25 protein-coding genes are annotated in these 23,006 nt (G+C 69.0%); 16 read left to right on the top strand and 9 right to left on the bottom strand.

The window, feature by feature from the left end; all coding sequences use genetic code 11:
• Positions 1 to 29 precede the first annotated feature (29 nt).
• Positions 30 to 335 (top strand): hypothetical protein, encoded by a 306-nt coding sequence (locus tag ACWIGI_RS25305; RefSeq protein ID WP_454204934.1) that lies wholly within the window; start codon positions 30 to 32, stop codon positions 333 to 335.
• 233 nt (positions 336 to 568) lie between these two features.
• Here ACWIGI_RS25305 and ACWIGI_RS25300 read toward each other — a convergent pair whose 3' ends face one another.
• Genes ACWIGI_RS25300 through ACWIGI_RS25270 form a run of 7 tightly spaced genes read right to left on the bottom strand, consistent with a single transcriptional unit; the run spans position 569 to position 6,294 of the window.
• Positions 569 to 1,414, bottom strand: a complete 846-nt coding sequence (locus ACWIGI_RS25300) for an acyl-CoA dehydrogenase family protein (protein ID WP_454204933.1) — start codon at positions 1,412 to 1,414, stop codon at positions 569 to 571.
• 2 nt (positions 1,415 to 1,416) lie between these two features.
• Positions 1,417 to 2,535, bottom strand: coding sequence for an acyl-CoA dehydrogenase family protein (locus ACWIGI_RS25295; protein WP_454204932.1), 1,119 nt, complete (start codon positions 2,533 to 2,535; stop codon positions 1,417 to 1,419).
• On the bottom strand, positions 2,532 to 2,948 hold the full coding sequence (locus ACWIGI_RS25290) for a nuclear transport factor 2 family protein (protein WP_454204931.1): 417 nt from the start codon (positions 2,946 to 2,948) through the stop codon (positions 2,532 to 2,534). Before ACWIGI_RS25290 ends, ACWIGI_RS25295 begins: the two co-directional genes overlap by 4 nt.
• Positions 2,932 to 4,152 carry an amidohydrolase family protein gene (locus tag ACWIGI_RS25285; RefSeq protein ID WP_454204930.1) on the bottom strand — a complete coding sequence of 407 codons (1,221 nt, stop codon included), beginning with the start codon at positions 4,150 to 4,152 and terminating at the stop codon, positions 2,932 to 2,934. The genes ACWIGI_RS25290 and ACWIGI_RS25285 overlap by 17 nt, the downstream gene beginning before the upstream one ends.
• Before the next feature lie 4 nt (positions 4,153 to 4,156).
• The gene (locus ACWIGI_RS25280) at positions 4,157 to 4,504 is read right to left on the bottom strand and encodes a hypothetical protein (RefSeq protein ID WP_454204929.1); all 348 of its coding nucleotides are present in this window, start codon (positions 4,502 to 4,504) and stop codon (positions 4,157 to 4,159) included.
• Complete coding sequence (locus ACWIGI_RS25275; RefSeq protein ID WP_454204928.1) at positions 4,488 to 5,756, bottom strand: aromatic ring-hydroxylating oxygenase subunit alpha; 1,269 nt, start codon at positions 5,754 to 5,756, stop codon at positions 4,488 to 4,490. The genes ACWIGI_RS25280 and ACWIGI_RS25275 overlap by 17 nt, the downstream gene beginning before the upstream one ends.
• A gap of 4 nt (positions 5,757 to 5,760) precedes the next feature.
• A complete protein-coding gene (locus ACWIGI_RS25270; protein WP_454204927.1) occupies positions 5,761 to 6,294 on the bottom strand; it encodes a carboxymuconolactone decarboxylase family protein in 534 nt (177 codons plus the stop codon).
• 231 nt (positions 6,295 to 6,525) lie between these two features.
• Between ACWIGI_RS25270 and ACWIGI_RS25265 the strand changes: the two genes are divergently transcribed.
• The 13 genes from ACWIGI_RS25265 to ACWIGI_RS25205 all read left to right on the top strand — a co-directional run bounded on the left by ACWIGI_RS25265 (position 6,526) and on the right by ACWIGI_RS25205 (position 20,199).
• Entirely contained in the window at positions 6,526 to 7,908 is a 1,383-nt protein-coding gene (locus tag ACWIGI_RS25265) for an ABC transporter substrate-binding protein (RefSeq protein ID WP_454204926.1), read from the top strand.
• A 29-nt stretch (positions 7,909 to 7,937) separates the two neighbouring features.
• On the top strand, positions 7,938 to 10,064 hold the full coding sequence (locus tag ACWIGI_RS25260; protein WP_454204925.1) for a branched-chain amino acid ABC transporter permease: 2,127 nt from the start codon (positions 7,938 to 7,940) through the stop codon (positions 10,062 to 10,064).
• Between the two features lie 85 nt (positions 10,065 to 10,149).
• Positions 10,150 to 10,851: an ABC transporter ATP-binding protein gene (locus ACWIGI_RS25255; protein ID WP_454205091.1), complete on the top strand. Its 702-nt coding sequence runs from the start codon at positions 10,150 to 10,152 to the stop codon at positions 10,849 to 10,851.
• Positions 10,852 to 10,975: 124 nt separating this feature from the next.
• Positions 10,976 to 11,728 carry an ABC transporter ATP-binding protein gene (locus ACWIGI_RS25250; protein ID WP_454205090.1) on the top strand — a complete coding sequence of 251 codons (753 nt, stop codon included), beginning with the start codon at positions 10,976 to 10,978 and terminating at the stop codon, positions 11,726 to 11,728.
• The gene (locus tag ACWIGI_RS25245) at positions 11,725 to 12,096 is read left to right on the top strand and encodes a hypothetical protein (protein WP_454204924.1); all 372 of its coding nucleotides are present in this window, start codon (positions 11,725 to 11,727) and stop codon (positions 12,094 to 12,096) included. The genes ACWIGI_RS25250 and ACWIGI_RS25245 overlap by 4 nt, the downstream gene beginning before the upstream one ends.
• Positions 12,068 to 12,376, top strand: coding sequence for a hypothetical protein (locus tag ACWIGI_RS25240; RefSeq protein WP_454204923.1), 309 nt, complete (start codon positions 12,068 to 12,070; stop codon positions 12,374 to 12,376). Before ACWIGI_RS25245 ends, ACWIGI_RS25240 begins: the two co-directional genes overlap by 29 nt.
• Positions 12,377 to 12,623: 247 nt before the next feature.
• Positions 12,624 to 13,790, top strand: coding sequence for an acyl-CoA dehydrogenase family protein (locus tag ACWIGI_RS25235; protein ID WP_454205089.1), 1,167 nt, complete (start codon positions 12,624 to 12,626; stop codon positions 13,788 to 13,790).
• On the top strand, positions 13,790 to 14,554 hold the full coding sequence (locus ACWIGI_RS25230) for an SDR family NAD(P)-dependent oxidoreductase (protein WP_454204922.1): 765 nt from the start codon (positions 13,790 to 13,792) through the stop codon (positions 14,552 to 14,554). The genes ACWIGI_RS25235 and ACWIGI_RS25230 overlap by 1 nt, the downstream gene beginning before the upstream one ends.
• The gene (locus tag ACWIGI_RS25225) at positions 14,554 to 15,381 is read left to right on the top strand and encodes an enoyl-CoA hydratase/isomerase family protein (RefSeq protein WP_454204921.1); all 828 of its coding nucleotides are present in this window, start codon (positions 14,554 to 14,556) and stop codon (positions 15,379 to 15,381) included. The genes ACWIGI_RS25230 and ACWIGI_RS25225 overlap by 1 nt, the downstream gene beginning before the upstream one ends.
• 3 nt (positions 15,382 to 15,384) lie before the next feature.
• A complete protein-coding gene (locus tag ACWIGI_RS25220) occupies positions 15,385 to 16,530 on the top strand; it encodes a thiolase family protein (RefSeq protein ID WP_454204920.1) in 1,146 nt (381 codons plus the stop codon).
• Between the two features lie 13 nt (positions 16,531 to 16,543).
• Positions 16,544 to 17,695, top strand: coding sequence for an acyl-CoA dehydrogenase family protein (locus tag ACWIGI_RS25215; RefSeq protein WP_454204919.1), 1,152 nt, complete (start codon positions 16,544 to 16,546; stop codon positions 17,693 to 17,695).
• 78 nt (positions 17,696 to 17,773) lie between these two features.
• Positions 17,774 to 19,807: a sensor histidine kinase gene (locus ACWIGI_RS25210; RefSeq protein ID WP_454204918.1), complete on the top strand. Its 2,034-nt coding sequence runs from the start codon at positions 17,774 to 17,776 to the stop codon at positions 19,805 to 19,807.
• A gap of 62 nt (positions 19,808 to 19,869) precedes the next feature.
• Entirely contained in the window at positions 19,870 to 20,199 is a 330-nt protein-coding gene (locus ACWIGI_RS25205) for a hypothetical protein (protein ID WP_454204917.1), read from the top strand.
• Positions 20,200 to 20,403: 204 nt separating this feature from the next.
• Here ACWIGI_RS25205 and ACWIGI_RS25200 read toward each other — a convergent pair whose 3' ends face one another.
• On the bottom strand, positions 20,404 to 20,814 hold the full coding sequence (locus tag ACWIGI_RS25200) for a VOC family protein (protein ID WP_454204915.1): 411 nt from the start codon (positions 20,812 to 20,814) through the stop codon (positions 20,404 to 20,406).
• A 487-nt stretch (positions 20,815 to 21,301) separates the two neighbouring features.
• On the bottom strand, positions 21,302 to 22,042 hold the full coding sequence (locus ACWIGI_RS25195) for a hypothetical protein (RefSeq protein ID WP_454204914.1): 741 nt from the start codon (positions 22,040 to 22,042) through the stop codon (positions 21,302 to 21,304).
• A gap of 56 nt (positions 22,043 to 22,098) precedes the next feature.
• On the opposite strand from ACWIGI_RS25195, the gene ACWIGI_RS25190 reads away from it, so the two are divergent.
• Both ACWIGI_RS25190 and ACWIGI_RS25185 read left to right on the top strand, forming a co-directional pair.
• Positions 22,099 to 22,266: a hypothetical protein gene (locus tag ACWIGI_RS25190; protein ID WP_454204913.1), complete on the top strand. Its 168-nt coding sequence runs from the start codon at positions 22,099 to 22,101 to the stop codon at positions 22,264 to 22,266.
• Between the two features lie 124 nt (positions 22,267 to 22,390).
• On the top strand, positions 22,391 to 22,966 hold the full coding sequence (locus tag ACWIGI_RS25185) for a hypothetical protein (protein WP_454204912.1): 576 nt from the start codon (positions 22,391 to 22,393) through the stop codon (positions 22,964 to 22,966).
• Positions 22,967 to 23,006: the final 40 nt, after the last annotated feature.

Below are 23,006 nucleotides of genomic sequence, written 5' to 3'. Positions count from 1 at the left end.
GACGCGCGCGGGCCATCGAGGATGGCGACATGTCGGAAGTGAAGTTCGTGCGCCGGGTGGACGGTTTGACCTACGAGTTCGCCATCGTCGGCCAGGCTCATGGTTTTCCGTCGTACAAGCGAGTCGACCTGGATATTTGGTGTCGCCGACTGCCGGATTTCGGGTGGGTGGTGTGTACGGAGTCCGGTGAGGTGTACAGCCGTCCGTTCGACGATGCGGGGCTGGGTGATCTCCCGCCCGAGGGTGTGTGGGTGAGCCGCAAGGGCGACCGCAGCTATGTGTACGACCTGGTTCGCAGCAGTTCCGAGACGGCGAGGGGTCGCGAAATTCGTTAGGTCGGCGCGGAGTGTGGCGGCTCGGGTCGTAGCCGCGCCCGCCCCCTCGATCAGCGGCAAGCCGCCGTCGAGTGGGTCGAAGCTTCAGACGCGGTCGAGCGGAAGATGTGGTTCGTCCGGCAGCTCGACAGCAACGCTGTCCCCCGGGCACACCGTGCCTCCGCGCAGGACGACGCTCATGATTCCTACGTTGCATCGTGGTTGATGCGGACGAGATCGCGGAGCGCACCCATTCAGGTCAGTTGAGCCAGGCGGGGAGCGTGGCCGCGGGCGCGGACCAGGGCGCCGGCCTCTCGGGTCAGTTCCCTTGTGCTGCCGAGGAGTCCGTCCAGGACCAGGGTCCGGCGGACGTGGCGGTGGAAGTCGTGTTCGGCGGTGAAGCCTATGCCGGCCAGGACCTGTTGGCAGTGGCGGGCGGCGGTCAGGGCGGCTTGGCCGGTCGCGGCCTTGGACAGGAGGGCGCCCAGGTCGTCGTCGGCCGTGTGGAGGGTGGCTTCGGCGGCCTCCAAGGCCACCAGGGTTTCGGCCAGGCGGTGGCGTACCGCCTGGAACGAGGCCAGGGGGCGGCCGAACTGGGTGCGGGTCAGGGCGTGGGTGCGGGCCAGGGTCAGCATCGCGTGGCCGGTGCCGAGGAGCCACCAGGACAGGGCTCGGCGGCCTGCCGCGAGGGGGAACACTTCGTCGGGCCGGAAACCGTTGGGTGCGAGGGATTCCCGCCGCTGCTCGTCCATCGGGTCATCCGAAGCCACCGGATAGAGAGGGAGCTCGGGGTCGAGGGCGTCGGGGCGGTGGCCGGCCCTATCCCAGAGCAGCCGGCGCCCGCCGGCGCTGGGAAGCGCGATCGTGCCGGACAACGGCTTTCCCAGCGCGCGCAACAGCACGTCGTTGAGTATCGGTGCGTGCGTGCCTGTTTCGCCGAGCAGCCGGAAGACCAGGGCTGCAGCCTCATCGGGGTGTTCGGTGAGCAGATCGGGCCAGCCCGCGGCGGTCAGGGCGGCGTCGATGTCGGATGCCGGTGTGGCGGTGAGGGTTTTACGGAAGGTCTCGGTGAGCAGGTGGGTCTCGTCGGCGTCGAGCACAGCTACTCCTTCCCCAGATCGAGCAGGCGGCGGGCGATGATGTTGCGCTGGATCTCGGCGGTCCCGCCGTAGATCGTGGCCGCGCGCGAGTACAGGTACTCGGTGCGCCACACCGGGTCGTCGTACTCGATCGCGCCGGGCAGCAGCTCGCGCGCGGTGTCGAACAGGCGCTGTTCGGCGGTGGCGAGCAGGACCTTGTCGACCGAGGTCTCCGGCCCCAGGCGGGCACCGGAAGCCAAGCGGTCCTGGGTGATCCGGGAGCGGCAACGGGCGGCGTGCAGCGCGAGATAGGCCGCGCCTAGTTCGGCGTCATCGGCGATCGTGGTCTGCTCCAGCAGGCGATCGAGGCGCGTGAACAGGTAGGCGATCCGATGCCAGAAGCACGTGGACCGCTCGTGCGGCAGCAGATCCATGGCCACCCGCCAGCCGTCACCGGGCTTGCCGAGCATACGAGAGGCGGGGACCACGGCTCCGTCGAAATAGACCTCGGCGAACTCGTCGACGCCGTGCATGGTGCGCAGCGGCCGCACGGTGATGCCGGGGGTGTCCATGTCGACCAGGAACGCGGTGATCCCGTCGTGGCCGGGGGCGGTGCGGGTGAGCAGGACACAGCGCGCGGCGTACTGCGCCAGGCTGGTCCACACCTTCTGCCCGTCGATCACCCAGGTGTCCCCGTCCGGGACCGCTCGGGTGGCGAGCGAAGCGAGGTCGCTGCCCGAACCGGGCTCGGAAAACCCTTGGCACCATTGCTCTTCCCCCGACAGCAGCCGGGGCACCAGATCGGCGGCCAACTCCGGCCGCGCATAGGAGATGACGGTCGGAGCCAGGACCTCGATCATCGAATAGATGCCGGGTTCGGCCAGATCCCGGCTCGCCACCTCCTCGCCCAGCACCGCGCGCAGGACGGCGGGCCCGCCGAGCCCGCCGACCGCCGCGGGCCAGCCGTACCGCATCCAGCCCGCCTCGTACAGCTCCCGTCGCACGAGCGCGAGCTGCGCGACCTGCGCGTCCAGCGAATGATCCGGCGGGGGAGTGAGATCGTGGGTGTCGAGCCAGGCCCGCACCCGCTCCCGGAACTCGGCGACGCTCGGCGCGGTGCCCGATTCGGTTGTCGCGCTCATGCTTTCGAGCGCTCGAAAGCATGCGGAATGCCGGAGTCGTGGTCGCCGTTGCGCCGGATGAAGGTCATCCGGCGGGTCCGCAGCCGCCAGCCGTCCGCACCGCGCACATAGCTGTCGGTGTAGTACCCGATCCGCATGTCGTGGGTGCTGTGCTCGACGAAGCACAGCGTCTGGACACCGGTGGCGGTATCGCCGTCGATGTCGAGAACCGGTGTGCCGGTGAGGAACAGCCCCTTGGGCGCGGCAGCGACCAGCTCCGGGAACTGATCCAGGGGATAGGTGTCCCCGAACGCACTGTACGAGCCGTCGGGGGTGAACACCGCGAGCACCTCGTCGATGTCGCCCCTGGTCATGGCGGTTGCGTACCGGGCCGTCAGCTGCTGGAGTTCGAGCAGATCATCGTTTCTGGACATGAACCCTGCCCCCTTTCATCACGAAGCGCACGTCTCGGGTGACGCCGATATCGGCCAGCGGGTCATCGGGCACCGCGATGACGTCGGCCAGCTGCCCGGCCGCGAGCCGGCCGCGATCGGTGACCCCGATCAGCTCGGCCCCGCGCACGGTGGCCGCGCGCAGCACATCCAGTGCCGGAATGCCGCGCTCGACCAGGGCTACGAGTTCATCGGCGTTGCGGCCGTGCGGAATAGCGGGCGCGTCGGTGCCCACGGCGATCTTGACGCCCGCCTTGTACGCCGCCAGCACCGACGTGCGCGCCCGAGGGAACATCTCGGCCGCCTTGGCCTGCAGGGCGGGCGCGGCCTTGGACACGTCCATGGCGTCGGCCAGCCGGGTGGTGGGCACCAGCCACGTCCCGTGCTCGACCATCCGGTCGATGGCGTCGTCGTCGAGCAGGAATCCGTGTTCGATGCAATCGATTCCGGCGTCCACCGCGTGCCGCACCGCGTCCGCGCCGTGGGTGTGCGCGGCCACCTTGAGCCCGCGCCGATGCGCCTCGTCGACGATCGCGCGCAACTCCTCGTCCGAATAGTGTTGTGCGCCGGGGGCGCCGGTCAGGGACATCACCCCGCCCGAGACGCACACCTTGATCAGATCCGCGCCGTGCTTGATCTGGTAGCGCACGGCCTTGCGGACCTCGTCCACCCCGTTGGCGATGCCCTCCTCCACCGAGAGCGAGAGCACGTCGGGCGCGAAGGCGGAGAACATGGTCGGATCCAGATGCCCGCCGGTCGGGGTGATGGCGTGCCCGGCGGCGACGATGCGGGGTCCCTCGATCCACCCCGCGTCGATCGCCTTGCGCAGCGCCACATCCAGCAGGTAGCCGCCGGTTTTGACGAACAGCCCCAGATTGCGCACGGTGGTGAATCCGGCGTGCAGGGTCCGCCGGGCGTTGCCCACCGCGCGCAGCATGCGCAGCGCCGGATCGTCGGTGACGCTGGAGGCCAGACCGGTTTCCCCGCGTCCGCCCATCAGGAGGTTGACCTCCATGTCCATGAACCCGGGCAGCAGCACGACGTCCCCGAGGTCGAGCACCTCACCGGTCTCGGGCCCGCCGACACCCGCGATCCTGTCCCCGTCGATCCGGAGCAGGCCGGGCCGGATGATCTCGCCGGTGTCGATGTCGAGCAGGCCCGCGGCCTTCAGCGTCAGCGTCGTCATTGCCCTAGACCACCGGTTCGGAGACGATATCCACCCAGGCCGCACCGGAATCCGGCACGCGGGGCTGCTTCCACACCTCGACGGGGAAGGACACCATCACCAGCGACTGCAGCAGATGGAACAGCGCCCGTGCGGGTTCGGGCAGATCGTTCCACTCGAACTTGTCGATGTAGTCCATCGCCGGCTCCAGTCGCGGGAACGCCGCGTCGTAGAACGCCTGCATCTGATCCATGGTCGAGGCCAGGCGCTTGGCGTAGCGCTCGGGCTCGGTGGCCAGGATCCAGTCGGCGAACGGGGTCAGATCGGCGAACTCCTCCGGCAGCTGGGCGGGGGATTCAGTTGGCGCTGTCATTGCGGTACTCCTCGACGATGCGCTGGGCGGTCTTGTGCAGGTGGCGGAGCAGGATCTCCTGGTCGTTGAGCGGGAACTCGGTGACCTCGCGGGTGGCGATCATGGTCTGGGTGGCCTCGAGGGTGTTCGCGTCCTGCAGCGCGTACTCCTTGAACGTCACCGCCGCCAGCTCCTGCGCCAGGCGCTCGCGGGCGTTGCGCGCGGGCACGAAGTACAGGCTGGCCTCGAAGATGTGCTTGTTCACCGCGGTCGGCCAGTAGTGGTAGGTCAGGTACCAGCCGGGCGCCCAGCACAGCAGCGACATGTTGGGGAAGAACTCGAATTCGTCGATGCCCCAGGCCTTGTGGCGCGCCGGGTTCAGACCGGTCGGCAGCGGGTCGAGCCCCTCGATGTCCGGCACGTCCCACGGGCCGAAGAGCCCGCTGCGCAGCACCCGTTCGATGGGCTTGACCATGCTCGGATCCTTCGGCGGCGCCATGCCGCCCCAGGAGGAGATCATCGAATGCGGCGCCGCGATCTCGTAGTGCAGTGCCTCGTAACCGGTTTCGGTGAGCTTGTCGGCCTCGTCCTTGACCGCCTGCTTCTGATGCAGGATCGGCGCGTGGTAGAACTCGGCGAAGGCGTCGATGAACAGCTTCCAGTTGCTGCCGATCTCGGACCGGTAGCTGTAGACCTCGGTCATCTCCGCGAACGGATAGCCCTCGAGCCCCTTGGCCAGCGGGCCGAGGTATTCGTCGAGCGGCTTGGCGTCGGGGTCGAGGTTGACGAAGATGAACCCCTCCCACACCTCGCAGCGCACGCCCTTGAGCCCGAAATCGGCCTTGTCCAGCTCGAAGAACTCCTTCTCCTGCTGGACGAAGGTGAGCTTGCCGGTCAGGTCGTAGCGCCAGGCGTGGTACTTGCAGGTGAACTGCCGGCAGGTGCCGGAGGTCTCCTCGTTGGGGAAGTCGTCCCACACCAGCTTGTTGCCGCGATGGCGGCAGATGTTGTGGAAGGCGCGGACCTCGCCGTCGGTACCCTTCACGATGATGAGCGAGGTGCCCACGCAGGCAAGCTCTTTGGTGAAGTAGCTGCCCGCGCGCGGGAGCCGGTTGATCCGGCCCACGTTGAGCCAGCTCTTGCGGAAGATGGCCTGCCGTTCGGCCTCGTAGAACTCCGGGTCGATGGAGTCGGTGTAATCGACCGGCGCGGTACCCAGTTCGGGATAGTTCTGGGTCCAGCTTCCCGCCGCCGGTTTGGTGAAGTGTGCCAACGCATTACCTTTCGTGGTGTTCGGGCTGTACACCGAAGCTGTTGAACGCCATGGCCAGCACGCTGTACCCGCCGACGGTGAACACGAAGTCCATGAGCTGGCGCTCGTCCAGGTACGAGCAGAGCTCGCCCCAGGTGCGGTCGCCGAGGGCGTTGTGCTCGGCGAGTTCGTCCACCGCGGTCAGGACCGCCTGGTCATAGGGGTCTGGGCTGATGCCGCTCCGGACGGCGGCGATGTCCTCGGGGGTGATGCCGGCCTCGGCGGCGATGGAGACGTGACTGTCCCACTCGTAGGCGCACGAGCTGCGATGGGCTACGCGCAGCACGACGAGTTCGCGAACCCGGGCGGGCAGGCTGGATCGGAACAGGACGTAGACCCCGAAACCGAGGAAGGCCTCGGTGAGGTCGGGATGACGCACCAGTGTCGACATGGCCGGGCCCGCGCCGTCGGGATGACGTCGATCGCGGGGGAGCAGGGCGCGTAGCGCACTGCGGGTCCGGTCGTCCCATTCGTCTGCCGGTAAGGGTGGCAGCCGCATCCGCACCTCCTGAGGAGAATCTGATTCTCATAAAGTGACTACTAGATTTCCATGGGTGTGTCATGCTGTCAACGCCAGGTGGGTTCGGTACCCCGGACACCGCAGGGTCACCGCCACCCGGGCGGTGCGGCACGGTCGCCGAATGCGGGACAGGATATTGATTCTCACTATTGGAGAATGTAATTTTCTCGAACGAGGTCCGATGCCGGGGCTCGCAGAGGAGGACACACGGTGAAACCGCGCCGAACACGCCGCATACTCATTGCCCTGACGACGCTGGCACTGCTGGCTTCCGGTTGCGGGCGCGGCGACGATCCCGTCGCCGAGGAACCCACCACCGCGGCCGCCACCTCCGGCGACTTCGGTGACCTGACCGGCGTGTGCGGCCCCGGCAGTGCGAAAGGCTCCACCGCACAAGGTGTGTCGGACAGCGAGATCGAGATCGGTGTCTTCACCGACATGGGATTCACCAAGAACCCCGAGTTCTCCGAGACCGCCAAGGTCTTCACGCAGTGGTGCAACGCCGCCGGCGGCATCAACGGCCGCAAGCTCGTGGCCAACATGCGCGACGCCAAGCTCATGGAGTACCGCCAGCGCATGATCGAGTCCTGTCGCGAGGACTTCTTCCTGGTCGGCGGCGGCGCGGCCCTGGACGGGCTGGGCGTGAAGGATCGTCTGTCCTGCCTGCTGCCCGAATTCCCCGGCCAGGTCGTGCAGGCCGCCAACGCGGGCTCGGACCTGCAGCTGGCCGCCGGCTCCTCGGCCGCCGGACCGGTCAATCAGTACACCGGGTCCGAGCACTGGCTGATCAAGGAGGCCTACCCGGCCTCGGCCGGCGCCGTCGGCTTCATCGTGGGCGATTCCCCGGCGGTCAAGCCGACCGCCGAGAAGATGGTGGCCTCACTCACCGCTGCCGGCGCGACGATCGTCTACAACGACCTCTATCCCGCCGCGGGCGTCTCGGACTGGACACCGTACGCGCAGGCCATCAAGGCCAAAGGCGTTCGCGGACTGATCTTCCTGGGCGACTTCCGCCAGCTGGCCAAGCTCGAGGACGTGCTCACCGGCATGGACTACAAGCCGGACTGGATCGACGCCAACAGCAACGCCTACAACCCGTCGTTCATCGAAGCAGCGAAGAACTCGCTGTCCGCGCAGAACAACATCGCGGACCTGAGCGAGATCGCGCCGCTGGACTCGGCCGACAAGGTGCCCGCGGTCAAGCAGTTGCGTGAGCTGTTCGCCGAATACGCCCCCGACGCGGCCATCACGTACCCGGCCCTGCGCGGGTTCCAGAGCTGGCTGCTGTTCGCGAAATCGGCGACCAGCTGCGGCGACCAACTCACCCGCGCCTGCGTCTACAACGCCGCCCGCAAGGAAACCGCCTGGACCGGAGGCGGATTGACCGCACCGGTCAACCTGTCCACCCCCGCGAGCGAGCAGGTGCGCTGCTTCAACGTCCAGCGCGCGACCCCCGAGGGCTGGAAGACCATCGACTTCAAGCCCGACACCGGGGTCTTCCGCTGCAATATCCCGACCTTCCGTTTCCAGGGCGAGTACACCAAGGCCGTCACCCTGGCCGATGTCGGCAAGTCCTTCAGCGACCTGAAGTGACGGAAACGATCTGACGTGACGGGACACTGATGGAGCAGTTCATCGCCTTCGGCGTCGTCGGCCTCAGCACCGCCGCGATCTACGCCGTCATCGGCAGCGGGCTCGTGCTGACCTACACCACCACCGGGGTGTTCAACTTCGCGCACGGCGCGGCCGGCATGGTGTCCGCGTTCGTCTACTGGCAGTTGACTATCGGCTGGAACGTGCCGGTGCCGCTGGCGCTGATCCTCGTGCTCGGGGTGTTCGCACCCCTGTTCGGCGTGCTGTTCGGCAAGGCCCTGGCCCCCACCCAGGGCCTGGGCGACGCCGAGAAACTCGTCATGACGATCGCGCTGCTGAGCGGGTTGATCGTGATCGCGCGCTGGGTGTGGGATCCGAACGTCGCGCGGTCGCTGCCGACGTTCTTCGCCGACGTCACCCCGGTGCGGGTGGGCGCGGTGACGGTCACCTGGCATCAGATCCTGACCATGGCGGTCGCGGTCGGTGTCGCGGTGGGGCTGCGAATACTGCTGTACCGCAGTCGTATCGGCGTGGAAATGCGCGCCACCGTGGACGACCGCGCACTGGTCGGGCTCACCGGGGCCGATCCCGGCCGGGCCAACCGGTTCGCGTGGATACTCGGCATCGAACTGGCCGCGGTGGGCGGCATTCTCATCGCCCCCATGGTGGCGCTGGACGCCGCGCAGCTGTCCCTGCTGATCGTGAGCGCCTACACCGCCGCGATTTTCGGCCGTCTCCGCAATCTGCCCATGACCTTCGTGGGCGCGGTGGTGGTTGGTTGCCTGGAGAGTTACCTCGCCGGCTATCTGCCGCAGAACGACTATCTGCCCGGATTGCGTTTGGCCGCACCGGCATTGCTGTTGCTGCTGGCACTGCTCCTGTTCCCGCACGGCCGATTGCGCGGTCGTGACCGCACCCTCGCCGCCGTGCCGCTGCCGACCTGGTCCGGCTCGGCCGCGTTCGCCGGGGTCGTGGCCGCACTGGGCGTGATCCTGGCGACCGTGCTCGCCGAAGCCGACCTCATCACCTACGGTTCGATCTTCGCCTTCGGCGTCATCGCCCTGTCGTTCGTGCCGCTGACCGGATTCGCTGGCCAGATCTCGCTGTGCCAGTTGAGTTTCGCCGGAATCGGCGCGGCCACCTGCGCGCAGGTGGGCGCGGCGGGGCAGTGGTGGGCGGTGCCCGCGGCCATGCTCGCGGCCGGTGCGGCCGGTGCGGTGATCGCCATTCCGGCGCTGCGCTTGTCCGGTGTCTATCTGGCGCTGGCGACCGCCGCGTTCGCGGTGGTGCTCGATCGCTGGCTGTTCAACCTGCCGCCGTTCGAACTCTTCGGGGTGCGGATCGCGCTGTTCGAGCAGGGCTCGGTGTCGCTGGTCGGCCCGAATCTGTTCGGCGTCAGCCTCGACACCACCGCCGAGATCACCGTCTTCGCGGCGATCTGCCTGGGCCTGGCCGGGCTGGCCGTGGTCGCCCTGCGCCGCAGCCGATTCGGCCGCCGGCTCATCGCCCTGCGCGACAGCGAGGCTGCGTACGCGACCCTCGGCGGCAACCCGCTCGCCGCTCGCGTCCTGGTGTTCGCCGTTTCGGCGGCGCTGGCCGGACTGGGCGGCGCGCTGTACGGCATGCAGCAGCAGGCGGTGACCTCCGAGCAGTTCGGTCTCGTCCCGGGCATGCCGATCTTCCTGATCGTGGTCATGGGCGGGCTCGGCATGGTCGGCGCCGGCCTGTTCACCGGCGCGGTGCTGGCCGGTCCGCTGGCCGCGATCCCCGCGCTCTGGCCCGCGCTGTCGAACCTGGCCCAGGTGCTGCCCGCCGCGGGCGGCATCGCCTTCGGCGGTGGTGTCCTGCGGACCGGCGCGCTGGCGAGTATGCGGTCCGAATGGCTGGGGACGCTGCGTGATCGCGTCGTCGCACCGGTGCTCGCACTGGCCGTGACGCTGTGCTGGATCGCGAACATCACCGGGATGATCGACGGCTGGTCCTTCACCGGCGGTCTGGTGATCGCCGTCGTCGGCGCACGGATCTGGCACGCCCGACGCGCTCGCCCGCCGCAACCGGAAGACGTTGCGGTGCCGGTGGAATGGTGGGGCGTGCGCAAGCCCTGGACCCCCGAGGACAGGGAGGTGCTCGACCATGCCGTCGCTACCGCACGCTGAACCCGTACCCGGCGATTCGCCGCCCACAACGCCTACGGACACGAAAGCCGCAGTCCTGGAGTCGAGTACGCGTGAATCCGCCCATCTGCACGTGGAAAACGTCAGCGTCGCCTTCGGCGGCCACCTGGCACTGAACGGCGCCGGGTTGCACGCCGAGCGCGGTGCGGTGACCGGGCTGATCGGACCGAACGGCGCCGGGAAGTCCACCCTGTTCGACGTCATCTGCGGGCTGCGCGCCCCCACCGGCGGCCGGGTGGCCATCGGCGGCCGCGACGTCACCCGCCACGGCCCCGCCCGGCGCGCACGCCACGGGCTCGCCCGCACGTTCCAGCGCCTGGAGTTGTTCGGCCGCTTGACCGTCCGGGACAACCTGCTGGTCGCCGCCGAACTCGGACCCGAGCGCCGGCGCGCGGCCCGCGCGGTGGACGACCTGCTCGAACGACTGGGCCTGACCGCCCTGGCGGACACCTCGGCCGACGAATTGCCCACGGGCACCGGCCGTCTGGTCGAGGTGGGCCGCGCCATGGCCGCGCGCCCGAGCCTGGTCCTGCTCGACGAGCCCGCCGCCGGACAGGACCCCGGCGAGACGGAACGGTTCGGCGAGCTGCTGCGATCGCTGGCGGCCGAAGGCGCCGCCGTTCTGCTCGTCGAACACGACATGGGCCTGGTCATGAAGGTGTGTGACGAGCTGTTCGTCCTGGATCTCGGCAAGGTCATCGCCTCCGGCCCGCCCGCGGCGGTGCAGGCGAACGAGGCCGTGGTCACCGCGTACCTGGGGGAGATATGACCGCCGGGGCCCGCCACGGGCAGTCGCCCGCGGCCCGATCCGGGGCGACCGAGGAGACGACATGAGTTCCCCTGCGACGAGCACCGCCGGATCCCCCGGCGCGGTGGCGGTCGGTGACGGCGCGATGCCGGATTCCGTTCGGATCGATGCTCCCGCACCGGCATCGGAGGAGACCGCGCTGCTGGAACTGCGCGGTGTCCGCGCCGCCTACGGCGCGATCACCGTCCTGCACGGTGTCGATCTGAGTGTCGCGGCGGGCCGCGTGTCGGCCCTGCTGGGTCCCAACGGCGCGGGTAAGACCACCGCGCTGCGCGTCGCGGCGGGCATACACCCGGTCACCGGCGGCGACGTGATTCTGGGCGGGCGCACGGTCACCGGGGCGAACCCGCGCGACCTGGCGCGCGCCGGCGTCTGCCTGATTCCCGAGGGCCGCGGTGTCTTTCCCAATCTGAGCGTCCTGGACAACCTGCGGATGATGACCTTCACCGGCCGTTCCCGCGAGGAGATCCAGCAGATCGCGTTCGCCCGGTTCCCCATCCTGGAGCGGCGCGCCCATCAGATCGCGGGCACCATGTCCGGCGGCGAACAGCAGATGCTCGCGCTGGCGCGCGGTCTGGCCACCGACCCGGCGGTCCTGCTGCTGGACGAACTGTCCATGGGCCTGGCGCCGCTGGTGGTCGGCGAGCTCTACGAGCAGGTCGCCGAGATCGCCCGGCAGGGCGTGGCGGTACTGGTCGTGGAGCAGTTCGCGGCCGCCGTGCTCGACATCGCCGATCACGCGGCCGTGCTGGTGCGCGGGCGGGTCGCCGCGCACGGGCGGCCCGACGCCGAATTCCGCAACGACCTGGCAGCCCACTATCTAGGAAGTACGACATGACCGAGTCCCGCGCGGACCGCTTCGTCCGCGAACTCACCGATCTGAAGATCCCCGACCCGGCCGCCGGACGAGCGCGGCTGTGGCTGCGCATCGGAATCGCCCTGATGGCAACCGGTCTGGTGCTCGCGCTGTCCGCGTACTTCCTCTCGCACGGCACCAAGAACCCGCTCACCCAGCGCGACGCCATCACCCTGGCGCTGGGCGGGGTGGCCACCAGCGTGGTGGGTTCGGCGATCTTCCTGCGCTACTCGCTGACCGAATTCCTGCGCTTCTGGCTGGCACGACAATCGCACGATCTCGCTCTACTCGGAGATCGACTGGCGGAGAAGGAGATTCACGATGACGACATTGTCTCTGCGGCCCGGTGAGCAGCTGGCCAGCGCCGTCTGCGCGACCCGCGTGGTCGTGGTGCGCACGGCGGGGGCCGAACCGGTCGCCCTGACCTGCGGCGGCGAGCCGATGGCGGTCTCGGCCAAGGCCGAACCGAAAGATGATGCGGGCCAGGCGGTCACGCTGATCGGCAAGCGCTATGTCGACGCGGCCGAATCGATCGAACTGCTGTGCACGCGCTCGGGCAGCGGCGAACTCGCGCTGGACGGCGTCGCCCTGACCCTCAAGGCCGCCAAGGCCCTGCCCGCCTCGGACTGAACGCGGGCCCGCACACGCCGCGCCCCGGGTGGGCGCGGAGCACGTCCCGGCGCCGCGAGCGCGCCGGGATCGACGACGGCCGTTGTCGGCGCGCCGCCGCCCCCGGGGTACAGGCCGGGGCGTTCGAGCGCGTTCGGCCGTCGAGATGAGCCGCCGATGCGGGTGGAACGGCAGACTCCGCCCGCATCGGCGCGCCCACGGGTCGATGACCCGTACGAGGAGAAAGGCGCCAACCATGTCCGAGGGCATGAATTTCGAACTGTCCGAAGATCAGCACCTGATCCGCAAGGCCGTCGCCGAACTGTGCCGCCGCTTCGACGATCAGTACTGGATGGAGAAGGACCAGGCGCACGAGTTCCCGGCCGAGTTCTACGCCGCGATCGCGGCCGGCGGCTGGCTGGGCATCACGATTCCCGAGCAGTACGGCGGGCACGGGATGGGCATCACCGAGGCCACCCTGCTGGCCGAGGAGGTGGCGCGCTCGGGCGGCGGGATGAACGCCGCCAGCTCGATCCACATGTCGATCTTCGGCATGAATCCCGTTGTCGTGCACGGCTCCGAGGAGCTCAAGGCCCGGACCCTGCCGCTCGTGGCCACGGGCGAGCTGCACGTGTGCTTCGGCGTCACCGAACCGACCGCGGGCCTGGACACCACCCGCATCACCACCTTCGCCAAGCGCGTGGGCGACGACTATGTGATCAACGGGCGCAAGGTGTGGATCTCCAAGGCCCTGGAGTCCGAGAAGATCCTGTTGCTCACCCGGACCACGCCGTACGACGAGGTCACCAAGAAGACCGACGGCATGACGCTGTTCCTGACCGACCTGGACCGCGCGCACGTCGACATCCGCCCGATCAAGAAGATGGGCCGCAACGCGGTCAGCTCCAACGAGCTGTTCATCGACGATCTGCGCGTACCCGTGCGGGACCGAGTCGGCGAGGAAGGTAAGGGTTTTCAGTACCTGCTCGACGGCTTGAACCCCGAACGCATGCTCATCGCGGCCGAGGCGCTCGGCCTGGGCCGGGTGGCCCTGGACCGCGCCGTGCGCTACGCGAACGAGCGGGTGGTGTTCGACCGGCCCATCGGCATGAACCAGGGCGTGCAGTTCCCGCTCGCGGACTCGCTGGCTCACCTGGATGCCGCCGAACTCATGCTGCGCAAGGCGACGTGGCTGTACGACCACGGCAAACCCTGTGGGCGCGAAGCGAATACCGCCAAGTACCTGTGCGCGGAGGCCGGCTTCACCGCCACCGACCGGGCCCTGCAGACCCACGGCGGCATGGGCTACTCCGAGGAGTATCACGTCTCGCGCTACTTCCGGGAAGCCCGCGTCATGCGCATCGCGCCCATCAGCCAAGAAATGATCTTGAACTACCTGGGTTCGCACACCCTGGGACTGCCGAGGAGCTACTGATGACCTACCGCGCACCATTCGACCTCACCGGGCGCTCGGCGCTGGTGACCGGCGCCGCGGGCGGCATCGGCGCGGCCGTGGCACACGCCCTGGCCGCAGCCGGGGCGACCGTGCTGGTCACCGACGTCGACGGCGACGCCGCAGCCGCCGTCGCCGAGAAGATTCGCGGAAACGGCGGTGCCGCCACCGGTTTCGCGCTGGATGTCGCCGACCGGGCCGCCGCCGACGCAGCGGTCGCCGCGGCGGCCGAGCCGACCGGCGGCGTCCTGCACATCCTGGTCAACAACGCCGGGGTGACCGACCCGGCCATGTTCGCCGACACCACCGCGGAGTCGGTGCGCAGGCTGTTCGACATCCACGCACTGGGCACGATCAACTGCGCCCAGGCCGCCCTGGCCGTGCTCCCCACCGACGGCACCGGCCGCATCATCAACGTCACCTCCGCCGCCGCGCTCGTCGGCACCCTGGGCCAGGTGAACTATTCGGCCGCCAAGGCCGCGATCATCGGCATCACCAAATCCCTGGCGAAGGAGCTCGCGCGCAAGCGCATCCTGGTCAACGCGCTCGCGCCCCTGGCCGCGACGCCCATGACGGCGACCATCCGCACCGACGAGCGCTTCGCCGAAACCATGCTGAATCGAATTCCGCTGCGGCGCTGGGCCGAACCCGAGGAGGTCGCCGGCGCCTTCGTCTTCCTGGCCTCGGACGCCGCCTCCTTCGTCACCGGTCAGGTGCTGCCGGTGGACGGCGGCATGGTGATGTGATGGGCGAGCCGCCGGTGCTGCTGAGCGCCGACCACGACGGCGTCCGCACCCTCACCCTCAATCGCCCGCACCGCAAGAACGCCATCGACCCGCCGCTGTGGATCGCGCTGGCGGAAGCGTTGCGCCACACCGCCGATGACCGGTCGGTACGGGCGCTGGTGCTGACCGGGGCCGGTGACGCGTTCTGCTCGGGCGCCGACATCGGCGCACCCGACCCCCGGCACCCGGTCTACCGGATGCGGGCGCTCACCGACGTGGCATTGCTGCTGCGCGAGTTGCCGATACCGACCGTTGCGAAGGTCGCCGGGGTCGCGATGGGCGCGGGCTGGAACCTGGCGCTGGGCTGCGATCTGGTCGTCGCGACCCCGGAATCGACCTTCTGCCAGATCTTCACCAGGCGCGGATTGACCCTGGATCTCGGCGGCTCGTGGCTGCTGCCCCGCCTGATCGGATTGCAGCAGGCCAAGCGGCTGACCCTGCTCGCGGAGACCATCGACGCGGCGCAAGCCCTCGAGCTGGGACTGGTCACCTGGGTGGTGGACGGCGCCGAGATCGACGCCTTCACGGGCGATCTGGCCGCGCGCCTGGCCGCCGGTCCGCCGGTGGCGCTCGCCCAGACCAAGGCCCTGTTGGACGCGGGCGCGGAAGCCGGCTTCCGGGACGCGCTCGCCGCCGAGGCCCGCGCCCAGGGCATCAACTTCGCGACGGCCGACGCCCCCGAGGCGTACGAGGCCTTCGCCCAGCGCCGTGAACCCCGGTTCACCGGGCACTGGACCGCGCCGCGCCGGGAACCCGGCCGGGCGGCATCGACCGAGAACGGAGCATGAGCGATGCGGGAAGTCATTGTGGCGGGCGCGGTGCGCACGCCCGTGGGTAGACGGAACGGCGGCCTGGCGGGTGTCCATCCCGCGGATCTGTCGGCGCTGGTGCTCAACGAGCTCGTCGCGCGAACGGGCATCGACCCGGCGCTCGTCGACGACGTGATCTGGGGGTGTGTCTCGCAGGTCGGTGACCAGTCCAGCAATATCGCGCGCTACGCGGTGCTGGCCGCGGGCTGGCCGGAGTCGGTGCCCGGCACCACCGTCAATCGCGCGTGCGGTTCCAGCCAGCAGGCGCTGGACTTCGCCGCCCAGGCCGTGGCCTCGGGACAGCAGGACCTCGTGGTCGCCGGCGGGGTCGAGGTGATGAGCCGCGTACCGCTCGGCGCTGCCCGAGGTACCGGAATGCCTTACGGGCCATTGGCTTTGGCACGGTACGACGGATTCTCTTTCAACCAGGGTCTGTCGGCCGAGCTGATCGCCGTCAAATGGGCGCTGGACCGCACGCGGGTCGACGATTACGCCGCACGCTCGCACGAACTGGCCGCCCGCGCCCAGGACGCGGGCGCGTTCGACGCCCAGATCGTCCCGGTGACAACGGATTCCGGCACGGTCTCCGCCGACGAAGGCATCCGGCGCGGTACCACCGTGAAGAGCCTGGCCGGCCTGTCGCCGTCCTTCCAGGAGGACGGCGTGCTGCACGCGGGCAACTCCTCGCAGATCTCCGACGGCGCCGCGGCCCTGCTGCTCACGACATCGGAACGGGCCCGCGAGCTGGGGCTCACCCCGCTCGCCCGCTACCGCGCGGGCGCGGTCGCCGGTGCGGACCCGGTGCTCATGCTCACCGGCCCGATCCCGGCCACCGCGAAGGTGCTGGCCAAAGCCGGTCTCGCCCTGGCCGATATCGGGGTGTTCGAGGTGAACGAGGCGTTCGCGCCGGTGCCGCTGGCCTGGCTGGCCGAGACCGGCGCCGACCCGGACCTGGTGAACCCGCTGGGCGGGGCCATCGCGCTCGGGCATCCGCTCGGTGGATCGGGCGCGGTGCTCATGACTCGGATGATCCACCACATGCGGGACAACGGGATTCGCTACGGACTGCAGACGATGTGCGAGGGCGGCGGGACCGCCAACGCCACCGTCGTCGAACTCGTCCCCTGATCGAGAGGCCATCGTGCGCCGCGACCTTTTCACCGCCGAGCATGACGAATTCCGTTTGCTGGTGCGGGACTTCGTGAAGCAGAAGATCGTCCCCGACTACGCCGACTGGGAGAAGGCCGGGCTCATGCCCCGCGACGTCTTCACCGCCATGGGCGAACTCGGCATGCTGGGCATCGCGCTGCCGCAGGAGCACGGCGGCGCGGGGCTGCGGGACTACCGGTTCAACATGGTGCTGCAGGAGGAGGCCGCGCGGGCGCTGGTCACCCTCGGCACCGTGCGCACCCAGCTCGACGTCATCCTGCCCTACTTCCTCGAATACGCCGACGCCGCACAGCGCGAGCGCTGGTTCCCGGGCATGGCCGCGGGCACGCTGCTGACCGCCATCGCCATGACCGAGCCCGGGACCGGCTCGGATCTGGCGGGCATGCGCACCCGGGCGGTGCGCGACGGCGACGACTACATCCTCAACGGCGCCAAGACCTTCATCACCGGCGGGCTGCACGCGGACCTGGTCATCGTGGTGGCCCGCACCGCCACCGACCCGGACAACCGGCGCGCGGGGCTGACCCTGCTGGTGGTCGAGGACGGCATGCCGGGCTTCACCCGCGGCCGGATGCTGGACAAGATGGGCTGCAAGGTGCAGGACACCATGGAGTTGTCCTTCGACAACGTGCGTGTGCCGCAGGCGAATCGGCTCGGTGAGGACGGCGCGGCCTTCGGGTATCTAGGCCGGAATCTGCCGCAGGAGCGGATCACCGTCGCGGTCGGATCGGTGGCACAGGCCCGGGCCGCCATCACCGCGACGGTGGACTACGTCAAGCAGCGCAAGGCCTTCGGTACCCCGGTCTCCTCGTTCCAGAACACCAAGTTCGAACTGGCCGCCATGTCGGCCGAGGTCGAGGCCGCGCAGTGCATGGTCGATCGGGCGGTGAGTGAACTGATCGTGGACAAGCTCTCGGGGGCGGACGCGGCGCGGGTGAAGCTGTTCTGCACCGAGGTTCAGGGCCGGGTGGTCGATCGCTGCCTGCAGCTGTTCGGCGGCTACGGCTACATGCTGGAGTATCCGATCGCGCGGCTGTACACCGATGCCCGGGTCGCGCGGATCTACGCCGGGACCAGCGAGGTCATGAAGGTCATCGTGGCGCGCGACCTCGGCCTGTCCTGAGCGCGAGGCATAAAAATAAGAATGAGCAAATATGAGAATGGCATTGTTCATGTGATCTAGGTCTCCTATACTGTGGCGATGTTCAAGGCGAAACCCGGTGTGCGGGTACGCATTCTGGCGATTGCCCTGGTTCCCAGCCTCACCCTGCTCGGCGTCGGCGTGGGCGGGGCCGGGTACCTGGTCGCGGCCAGCGGGCACGACGAGGAATGGGCCTCGAAGATGCTCGACGGGATCTCGCCGGTGTCGGAACTGGTGGCCGCGATTCAGCAGGAGCGCCAGGTCACGCTGTGGATCTACGGCGGTACCCAGGCCGACGCCGGCACGCTGTCGGGCGCGCGGAATCGGGTGGATACCGCGCTGCGCCACATGAATCCGACCGAGGACGCGCTGCGCGCGCTGGGGCGCGAGGACCTCAAGGACTCGGTCGGCGACCTGAACCTGCTGGAGAAGCTGTTGTCCGGGCAGCGCGCGGCCTTCGACGCGGGAGCGCTGAGCCTGACCGAGTCGTACGCGTTCTACGGACGGCTGCCCGAGATGGTCATCCTCGGCACCCGCATGATCCAGGACCAGGCGCCGAGCGCCGAGAGCGCGGGCAAGCTCACGCTGGCCGCCGAAGCCTTGACCGCACAGGAGGCGATCAACCGCGCCAACGCGCTGGCCGCGTCGCTGGCGGGAGACGCCGGGCTGCCCGACATCCTGGCGGCGGAGTATCAGCGGCTCGTCGGCTTCTCGCACTCACTGGTGGAGAACTTCGCCAAGGACCAGTCCTCCGAACAGGCCGGGGCCGCACAGCGATTGCTGCAGTCGATGGCGTGGAAGCGCCTGACCGCGGTGGAGAGCGCGCTCGTGCAGCGCTCGGACGCGCGCCGCATCTCCGCCGCCTCCGGGGTGTCCACGAGCGCGATGCAGGCGCTGTTCACGACCCCGCTGCCGGTCTCGCATCAGGAGTGGCAGGACGCCGTCGCCGAGGTCTCGGCCGTGCTGACCGGATTCTGGGACGCGCACAATCGGCGCGCGCAGACGCTGGCCATCGAGGCGTCCAAGGACACCCGCGGTGACGCGCTGCTGGCCGGGGCCGCGGTGCTGCTGCTCTCGGCCGGCGCCATCGCCATCGCGCTGCTGTTGGCGGACCGCATCATTCGCCGCCTGCGGCGGCTGCGCAATCGCACCCTGAGCCTGGCCAACGAGGGCCTGCCCGAGGTCATGCGGCGGCTGCGCGCGGGGGAGCCGGTGGATCCGGCCGCCGACGGCGCGGTGCTGAACTTCGGTGACGACGAGATCGGCCAGGTCGCCGCCGCGTTCGGGCACGCCCACGCCACCGCGATCTCCGCGGCGGTGACCGAGGCCCGCACCCGCGAGGGCGTCGAGAAGGTGGTGCTCAATATCGCCCACCGCAGCCAGGTGATGGTGCATCGCCAGCTGGAGATTCTCGACGATGTCGAAGCGAACCAGGAAGATCCGGCCATGCTCGAGGTCTTCTTCCGCCTCGATCACCTGGTGACCCGCGAGCGCCGCAACGCCGAGAACCTGATCATCCTGGCCGGCGGTCAGCCGGGACGCCAATGGCGGCAACCGGTTTCGCTGATGGAGGTGGTGCGCTCGAGCGTCGGCGAGACCATCGACTACACCCGCACCCGCGTCTCCCGCATGCCGGACGTGGCCGTCGTCGGCCTGGTGGTCGCCGACCTGCTGCACCTGCTGGCCGAGTTGATCGACAACGCGGTGGCCTTCTCGCCGCCGACCGCCCCGGTGGAGGTGATCGGCACGGTCGTCGGCAAGGGCATCGCCCTCGAGATCATCGATCAGGGCGTCGGCCTCCCGCAGTCCGAGAAACAACGCCTGGACCAGATGCTCTCCAGTCCACCCGATTTCGGCGTGCACACCCTGTTCGAGGATTCCCGCCTCGGCCTGTTCGTGGTCGCCCGCCTGGCGGCCCGCCACGGCATCACCGTCCGCCTGGGCGAATCCGACTACAGCGGCGTCCGCGCGGTGGTGCTGATCCCGTCCCGCCTGGTGGTCGCGCAGCATCGCGATCCCGAAGCGCGGTCCGCCGTCGAACCGGTACCAGCCTCCGCCACCCCGGCGGTCCCGGGCCCGCCCGCCGTGCACTAGGTCTCGTCAGCTCAGGGGATCGGACTACAGGAAACAAACTTAACGGTCTATTATTCGAAAATATGTTCGAGAACTGGCCGGAGCCGTCCGTAGGCCCCTCCCCGCGCCGCGTTGTCCAGCCGCCCGTGCCTGTCACCGTCGACCTGGGATTGGCCATCTTCACCGACGGCACCCACTTCGGCGCCAACGAACTCCCGCTGTGGGTCCGCTCGGGCGGACTCCTGGTCACGGGCCGCTCCCCAGGTCTCCTACTGGCCTGGGCCCGGACCTCCTCCGGGGATTGGCTGGCCCTGGTCGAGCTGACCCTGCTGACCGCCAACGGGTTCGGGCACGTCCCCACCCGGCAGTGGTGCACCCGCCGGGCCGTGGAGAAGGCCGACGCCGACTACTGAGACCGCCTGGTGTGGCGTCGTCGTACTCGGTGTTCAGGTCGGCAGACCGCACGATCGCCAGATCGCTCTCGGCCTCGAGGCCCTCTCACCAAGACCGCGCCAGCCTGTACGCGTGGGCGCAGGCGACTTCTCTGCACTTGGCAAGCAGGAGCGCCGCATTGGGCGCAAGTTGCAAGCCGGTGCCCGAGCGACCTCGATCGCAGGTCAGCCGGCCCCGGCGATGTTGACCAGCCACGAGATCCCGAACCGGTCGACGCACATCCCGAACTCGTCGCCCCACGGCTGGGTGGCCAGCTCGACCGTCACGGTCCCTCCGTCCGACAGCGCCTGCCAGTAGCCGCGCAGCTCCTCGGTGTCGTCCCCGCCGAGGCTGACCGCGAGGTTGTTCCCGGGCCGCAACGTCTCGCCCGGCAGCATGTCGGCTGCCATCAGCGTGAGGCCGGACGCTGTTTCCAGCCGGCCGTGCATGACCTGGTCGCTGATGCCGTGGTCGTCGGTGCCGAAGTCGCCGAAGTGGTTGATCGTGAGATCGCCGCCGAACACGTCCTGGTAGAACGCCAGGGCGGCCGAGGCATTACCCGCGAAGCTGAGGTAGGGGTTCAGTCGAGTGGTCATGGACCGACGATAGAGATCTCATCCCACTCGAGGATGTGGTTGCGGCCTGAACCCGCCGGACTCGAGGGGTGATCCGGCGATGTAGTTTGTCAGGTTGCGGAACCCGAGGGCGGAGCCGCGGGGTGCTCGAGCCGGCCGTTGATCGCCTACTGCCCACCGGAGATATGCAAGTCGACTGCCGCGCAACCGACCGTGACGACGAGGCCGGATGGGCGGGTTACGATGCGGCTTCATCGGTTTCGTGTTGTCGATGATCTGAGATTTCCTACATCTCAGCAACGCACGGAAATGCCGCTGGGCGCGCGGCACGGACCCCGCTGGCGCTGCCAACCCGAGCTCGGCGCCCGGCGTCATCGGAGAGAATAGTGCACCTTCCAAATACGTGCACTCCACCGGTTCGCACTCGCGCGCACCTGCGTCATCCATCCTGGCGCGGTCTACGGGTCGACATATCCCCGGAACAGGTTCGGCTGCCTCCGGAGTGATCTCACTCATGGGAGCGGTCAGCCTCAGCCAGCACCGAGGTCAGGTAGACGGCATACTGGCTGGCCCAGGACCGTACGGCCTCGTGAACCTTGAGTGCGGTGTACTCGGTCACGAGTTCAGGGTTGCCGCTCACCATGTCGAACAGGTCGAGCAGCTCGTCGAGCCCTTGCCGGAACTCCTGTGGAGTCCCAGGCCACAGCTCGAGACGAGACGGTCGACGCACCTTCCCGGCCACCGGGAAAGCCACTTTCCACACCGCGTCGGCCAGGGCGAGGCGTGTGTCGCGGACAGCCTGCGCGGGCTTTCCATTGAACATCTGCATGCTCTTGGCCCGCCGAGCGACGATGAAGAGTTCGACGATGCCGTCATCGACCGTCTTTCGGTCCTTGGCCGACAGATTTGCCGCAGCGGTGACGGCGTCGATCGACGCAGCGGCCGGGGGTGTCGTCTCGGCGGTGTCCGTCTCGGCAGGGTCTTCGTCGGCTGGTTCTTCGTCGGCGGGTTCGATTCCATCGCCCGGGGTTCGACGGTCCCCGGCCTCGATCGCCAGGGCGGTCTCGGCTGCTTGCCCGGCCAACTCGGAAGACACCTCGAGCGCGAATCCCGGTGCCTCCAGCCGCCCGGAGTTCAACCGGCCCACCAGACCGGTGAGCGGGGCGCGTAGCCAGAACAGAATCAGCGCGGTCATCACCGGCCATTTCAACGATTCGATGTACTGCAAGACCATCTCGGGCGCGCTCACCCAGAGATCGTAGAACGCCACCACGAAACAACGTGCGGCGCAGTGCAATACGGGCAATGGCCATAGCGGAGCCGAGTCTCGGCAGTACGAAACCGCACGTGCTGGCCGACGCCACCACGGACATCGACGACCTCGACCGACGCAGGCCGTGGCTCGCCTACGCGGGTTCGGGGCCGCGGTATCGGTTCACGGCCGCGAAGGACTCGCGGACCTCGGGGCGGTGAGAGGGCCCTTCCGCGTGATCGCCGTCGACATCGGTGCCGTGCGCATTGCTGGGGTCGCAGTGCCTATTGTGTCTACCCGGGGGGAGCCGAGTGGCTGCCACAGCAGACACGGGAGGGCACAGGCATGAATTCGTATCCGGGCGCCGGGGGCGGCGGTCCGCACTGGAATCCCGCACCGGGACAGCCCTATCCCGCGCCGCAGCCACACTGGCCGCCCGCCGCCCCACCCCGCCCGCCGGCCACCCCACCGGGTTCGACCCGCCGGTGGGTGGTACCGGTGATCATTGCGGGCGCGGTCGCGATCGGTGGATTCACGCTCTGGCGCGGGATCACCAACGACGATCGCCGCACCGATGTATCGGTCAGCGAGCTGCGTATGGGTGACTGCATCGACATCCACGGAGACGGGCAGGAACTCACGCTCGTGGTGCGCCGGAACTGCGTCAAGCCGCACGAGGCCGAGGTCTTGTACAGGGGCGCGGTCGACATCTCCGGTGGCGAAGCTACCGCGCGCCCGGACGCCCACGCCCAATGCGAAACCCACGCCCGCCCGCTGCTGACAGCCGCCGGCCTCGAGGACAGCGTCGAGTTGCAGGTGTACTACTCCCCCGACAAGGCGAAGTCCTACAAGGACTTCGAAGGCGTTCTCTGCCTGGCCGTGGGCAAGTCGAGTCTCACCGCGCAGATCTGGAAGAAATAGGGTGTGGCATCATCGCTGCGACGCGGGACGTAGTGCCCGG

This window comes from Nocardia sp. NPDC055321, from assembly GCF_053645575.1.
The sequence above is the reverse complement of the archived record's forward strand: the minus strand, read 5'-3'. Positions and strand labels throughout refer to the sequence as shown.

Coding starts and splice junctions, on each gene's coding strand:
- ACWIGI_RS25210 (WP_454204918.1), top strand. CDS start 17,774: ATGTTCAAGGCGAAACCCGGTGTGCGGGTACGCATTCTGGCGATTGCC.
- ACWIGI_RS25290 (WP_454204931.1), bottom strand. CDS start 2,948: ATGTCCAGAAACGATGATCTGCTCGAACTCCAGCAGCTGACGGCCCGG.
- ACWIGI_RS25295 (WP_454204932.1), bottom strand. CDS start 2,535: ATGAGCGCGACAACCGAATCGGGCACCGCGCCGAGCGTCGCCGAGTTC.
- ACWIGI_RS25260 (WP_454204925.1), top strand. CDS start 7,938: ATGGAGCAGTTCATCGCCTTCGGCGTCGTCGGCCTCAGCACCGCCGCG.
- ACWIGI_RS25205 (WP_454204917.1), top strand. CDS start 19,870: ATGTTCGAGAACTGGCCGGAGCCGTCCGTAGGCCCCTCCCCGCGCCGC.
- ACWIGI_RS25185 (WP_454204912.1), top strand. CDS start 22,391: ATGAATTCGTATCCGGGCGCCGGGGGCGGCGGTCCGCACTGGAATCCC.
- ACWIGI_RS25235 (WP_454205089.1), top strand. CDS start 12,624: ATGAATTTCGAACTGTCCGAAGATCAGCACCTGATCCGCAAGGCCGTC.
- ACWIGI_RS25280 (WP_454204929.1), bottom strand. CDS start 4,504: ATGACAGCGCCAACTGAATCCCCCGCCCAGCTGCCGGAGGAGTTCGCC.
- ACWIGI_RS25200 (WP_454204915.1), bottom strand. CDS start 20,814: ATGACCACTCGACTGAACCCCTACCTCAGCTTCGCGGGTAATGCCTCG.
- ACWIGI_RS25245 (WP_454204924.1), top strand. CDS start 11,725: ATGACCGAGTCCCGCGCGGACCGCTTCGTCCGCGAACTCACCGATCTG.
- ACWIGI_RS25250 (WP_454205090.1), top strand. CDS start 10,976: ATGCCGGATTCCGTTCGGATCGATGCTCCCGCACCGGCATCGGAGGAG.
- ACWIGI_RS25220 (WP_454204920.1), top strand. CDS start 15,385: ATGCGGGAAGTCATTGTGGCGGGCGCGGTGCGCACGCCCGTGGGTAGA.
- ACWIGI_RS25305 (WP_454204934.1), top strand. CDS start 30: ATGTCGGAAGTGAAGTTCGTGCGCCGGGTGGACGGTTTGACCTACGAG.
- ACWIGI_RS25270 (WP_454204927.1), bottom strand. CDS start 6,294: ATGCGGCTGCCACCCTTACCGGCAGACGAATGGGACGACCGGACCCGC.
- ACWIGI_RS25285 (WP_454204930.1), bottom strand. CDS start 4,152: ATGACGACGCTGACGCTGAAGGCCGCGGGCCTGCTCGACATCGACACC.
- ACWIGI_RS25225 (WP_454204921.1), top strand. CDS start 14,554: ATGGGCGAGCCGCCGGTGCTGCTGAGCGCCGACCACGACGGCGTCCGC.
- ACWIGI_RS25230 (WP_454204922.1), top strand. CDS start 13,790: ATGACCTACCGCGCACCATTCGACCTCACCGGGCGCTCGGCGCTGGTG.
- ACWIGI_RS25240 (WP_454204923.1), top strand. CDS start 12,068: ATGACGACATTGTCTCTGCGGCCCGGTGAGCAGCTGGCCAGCGCCGTC.
- ACWIGI_RS25190 (WP_454204913.1), top strand. CDS start 22,099: ATGGCCATAGCGGAGCCGAGTCTCGGCAGTACGAAACCGCACGTGCTG.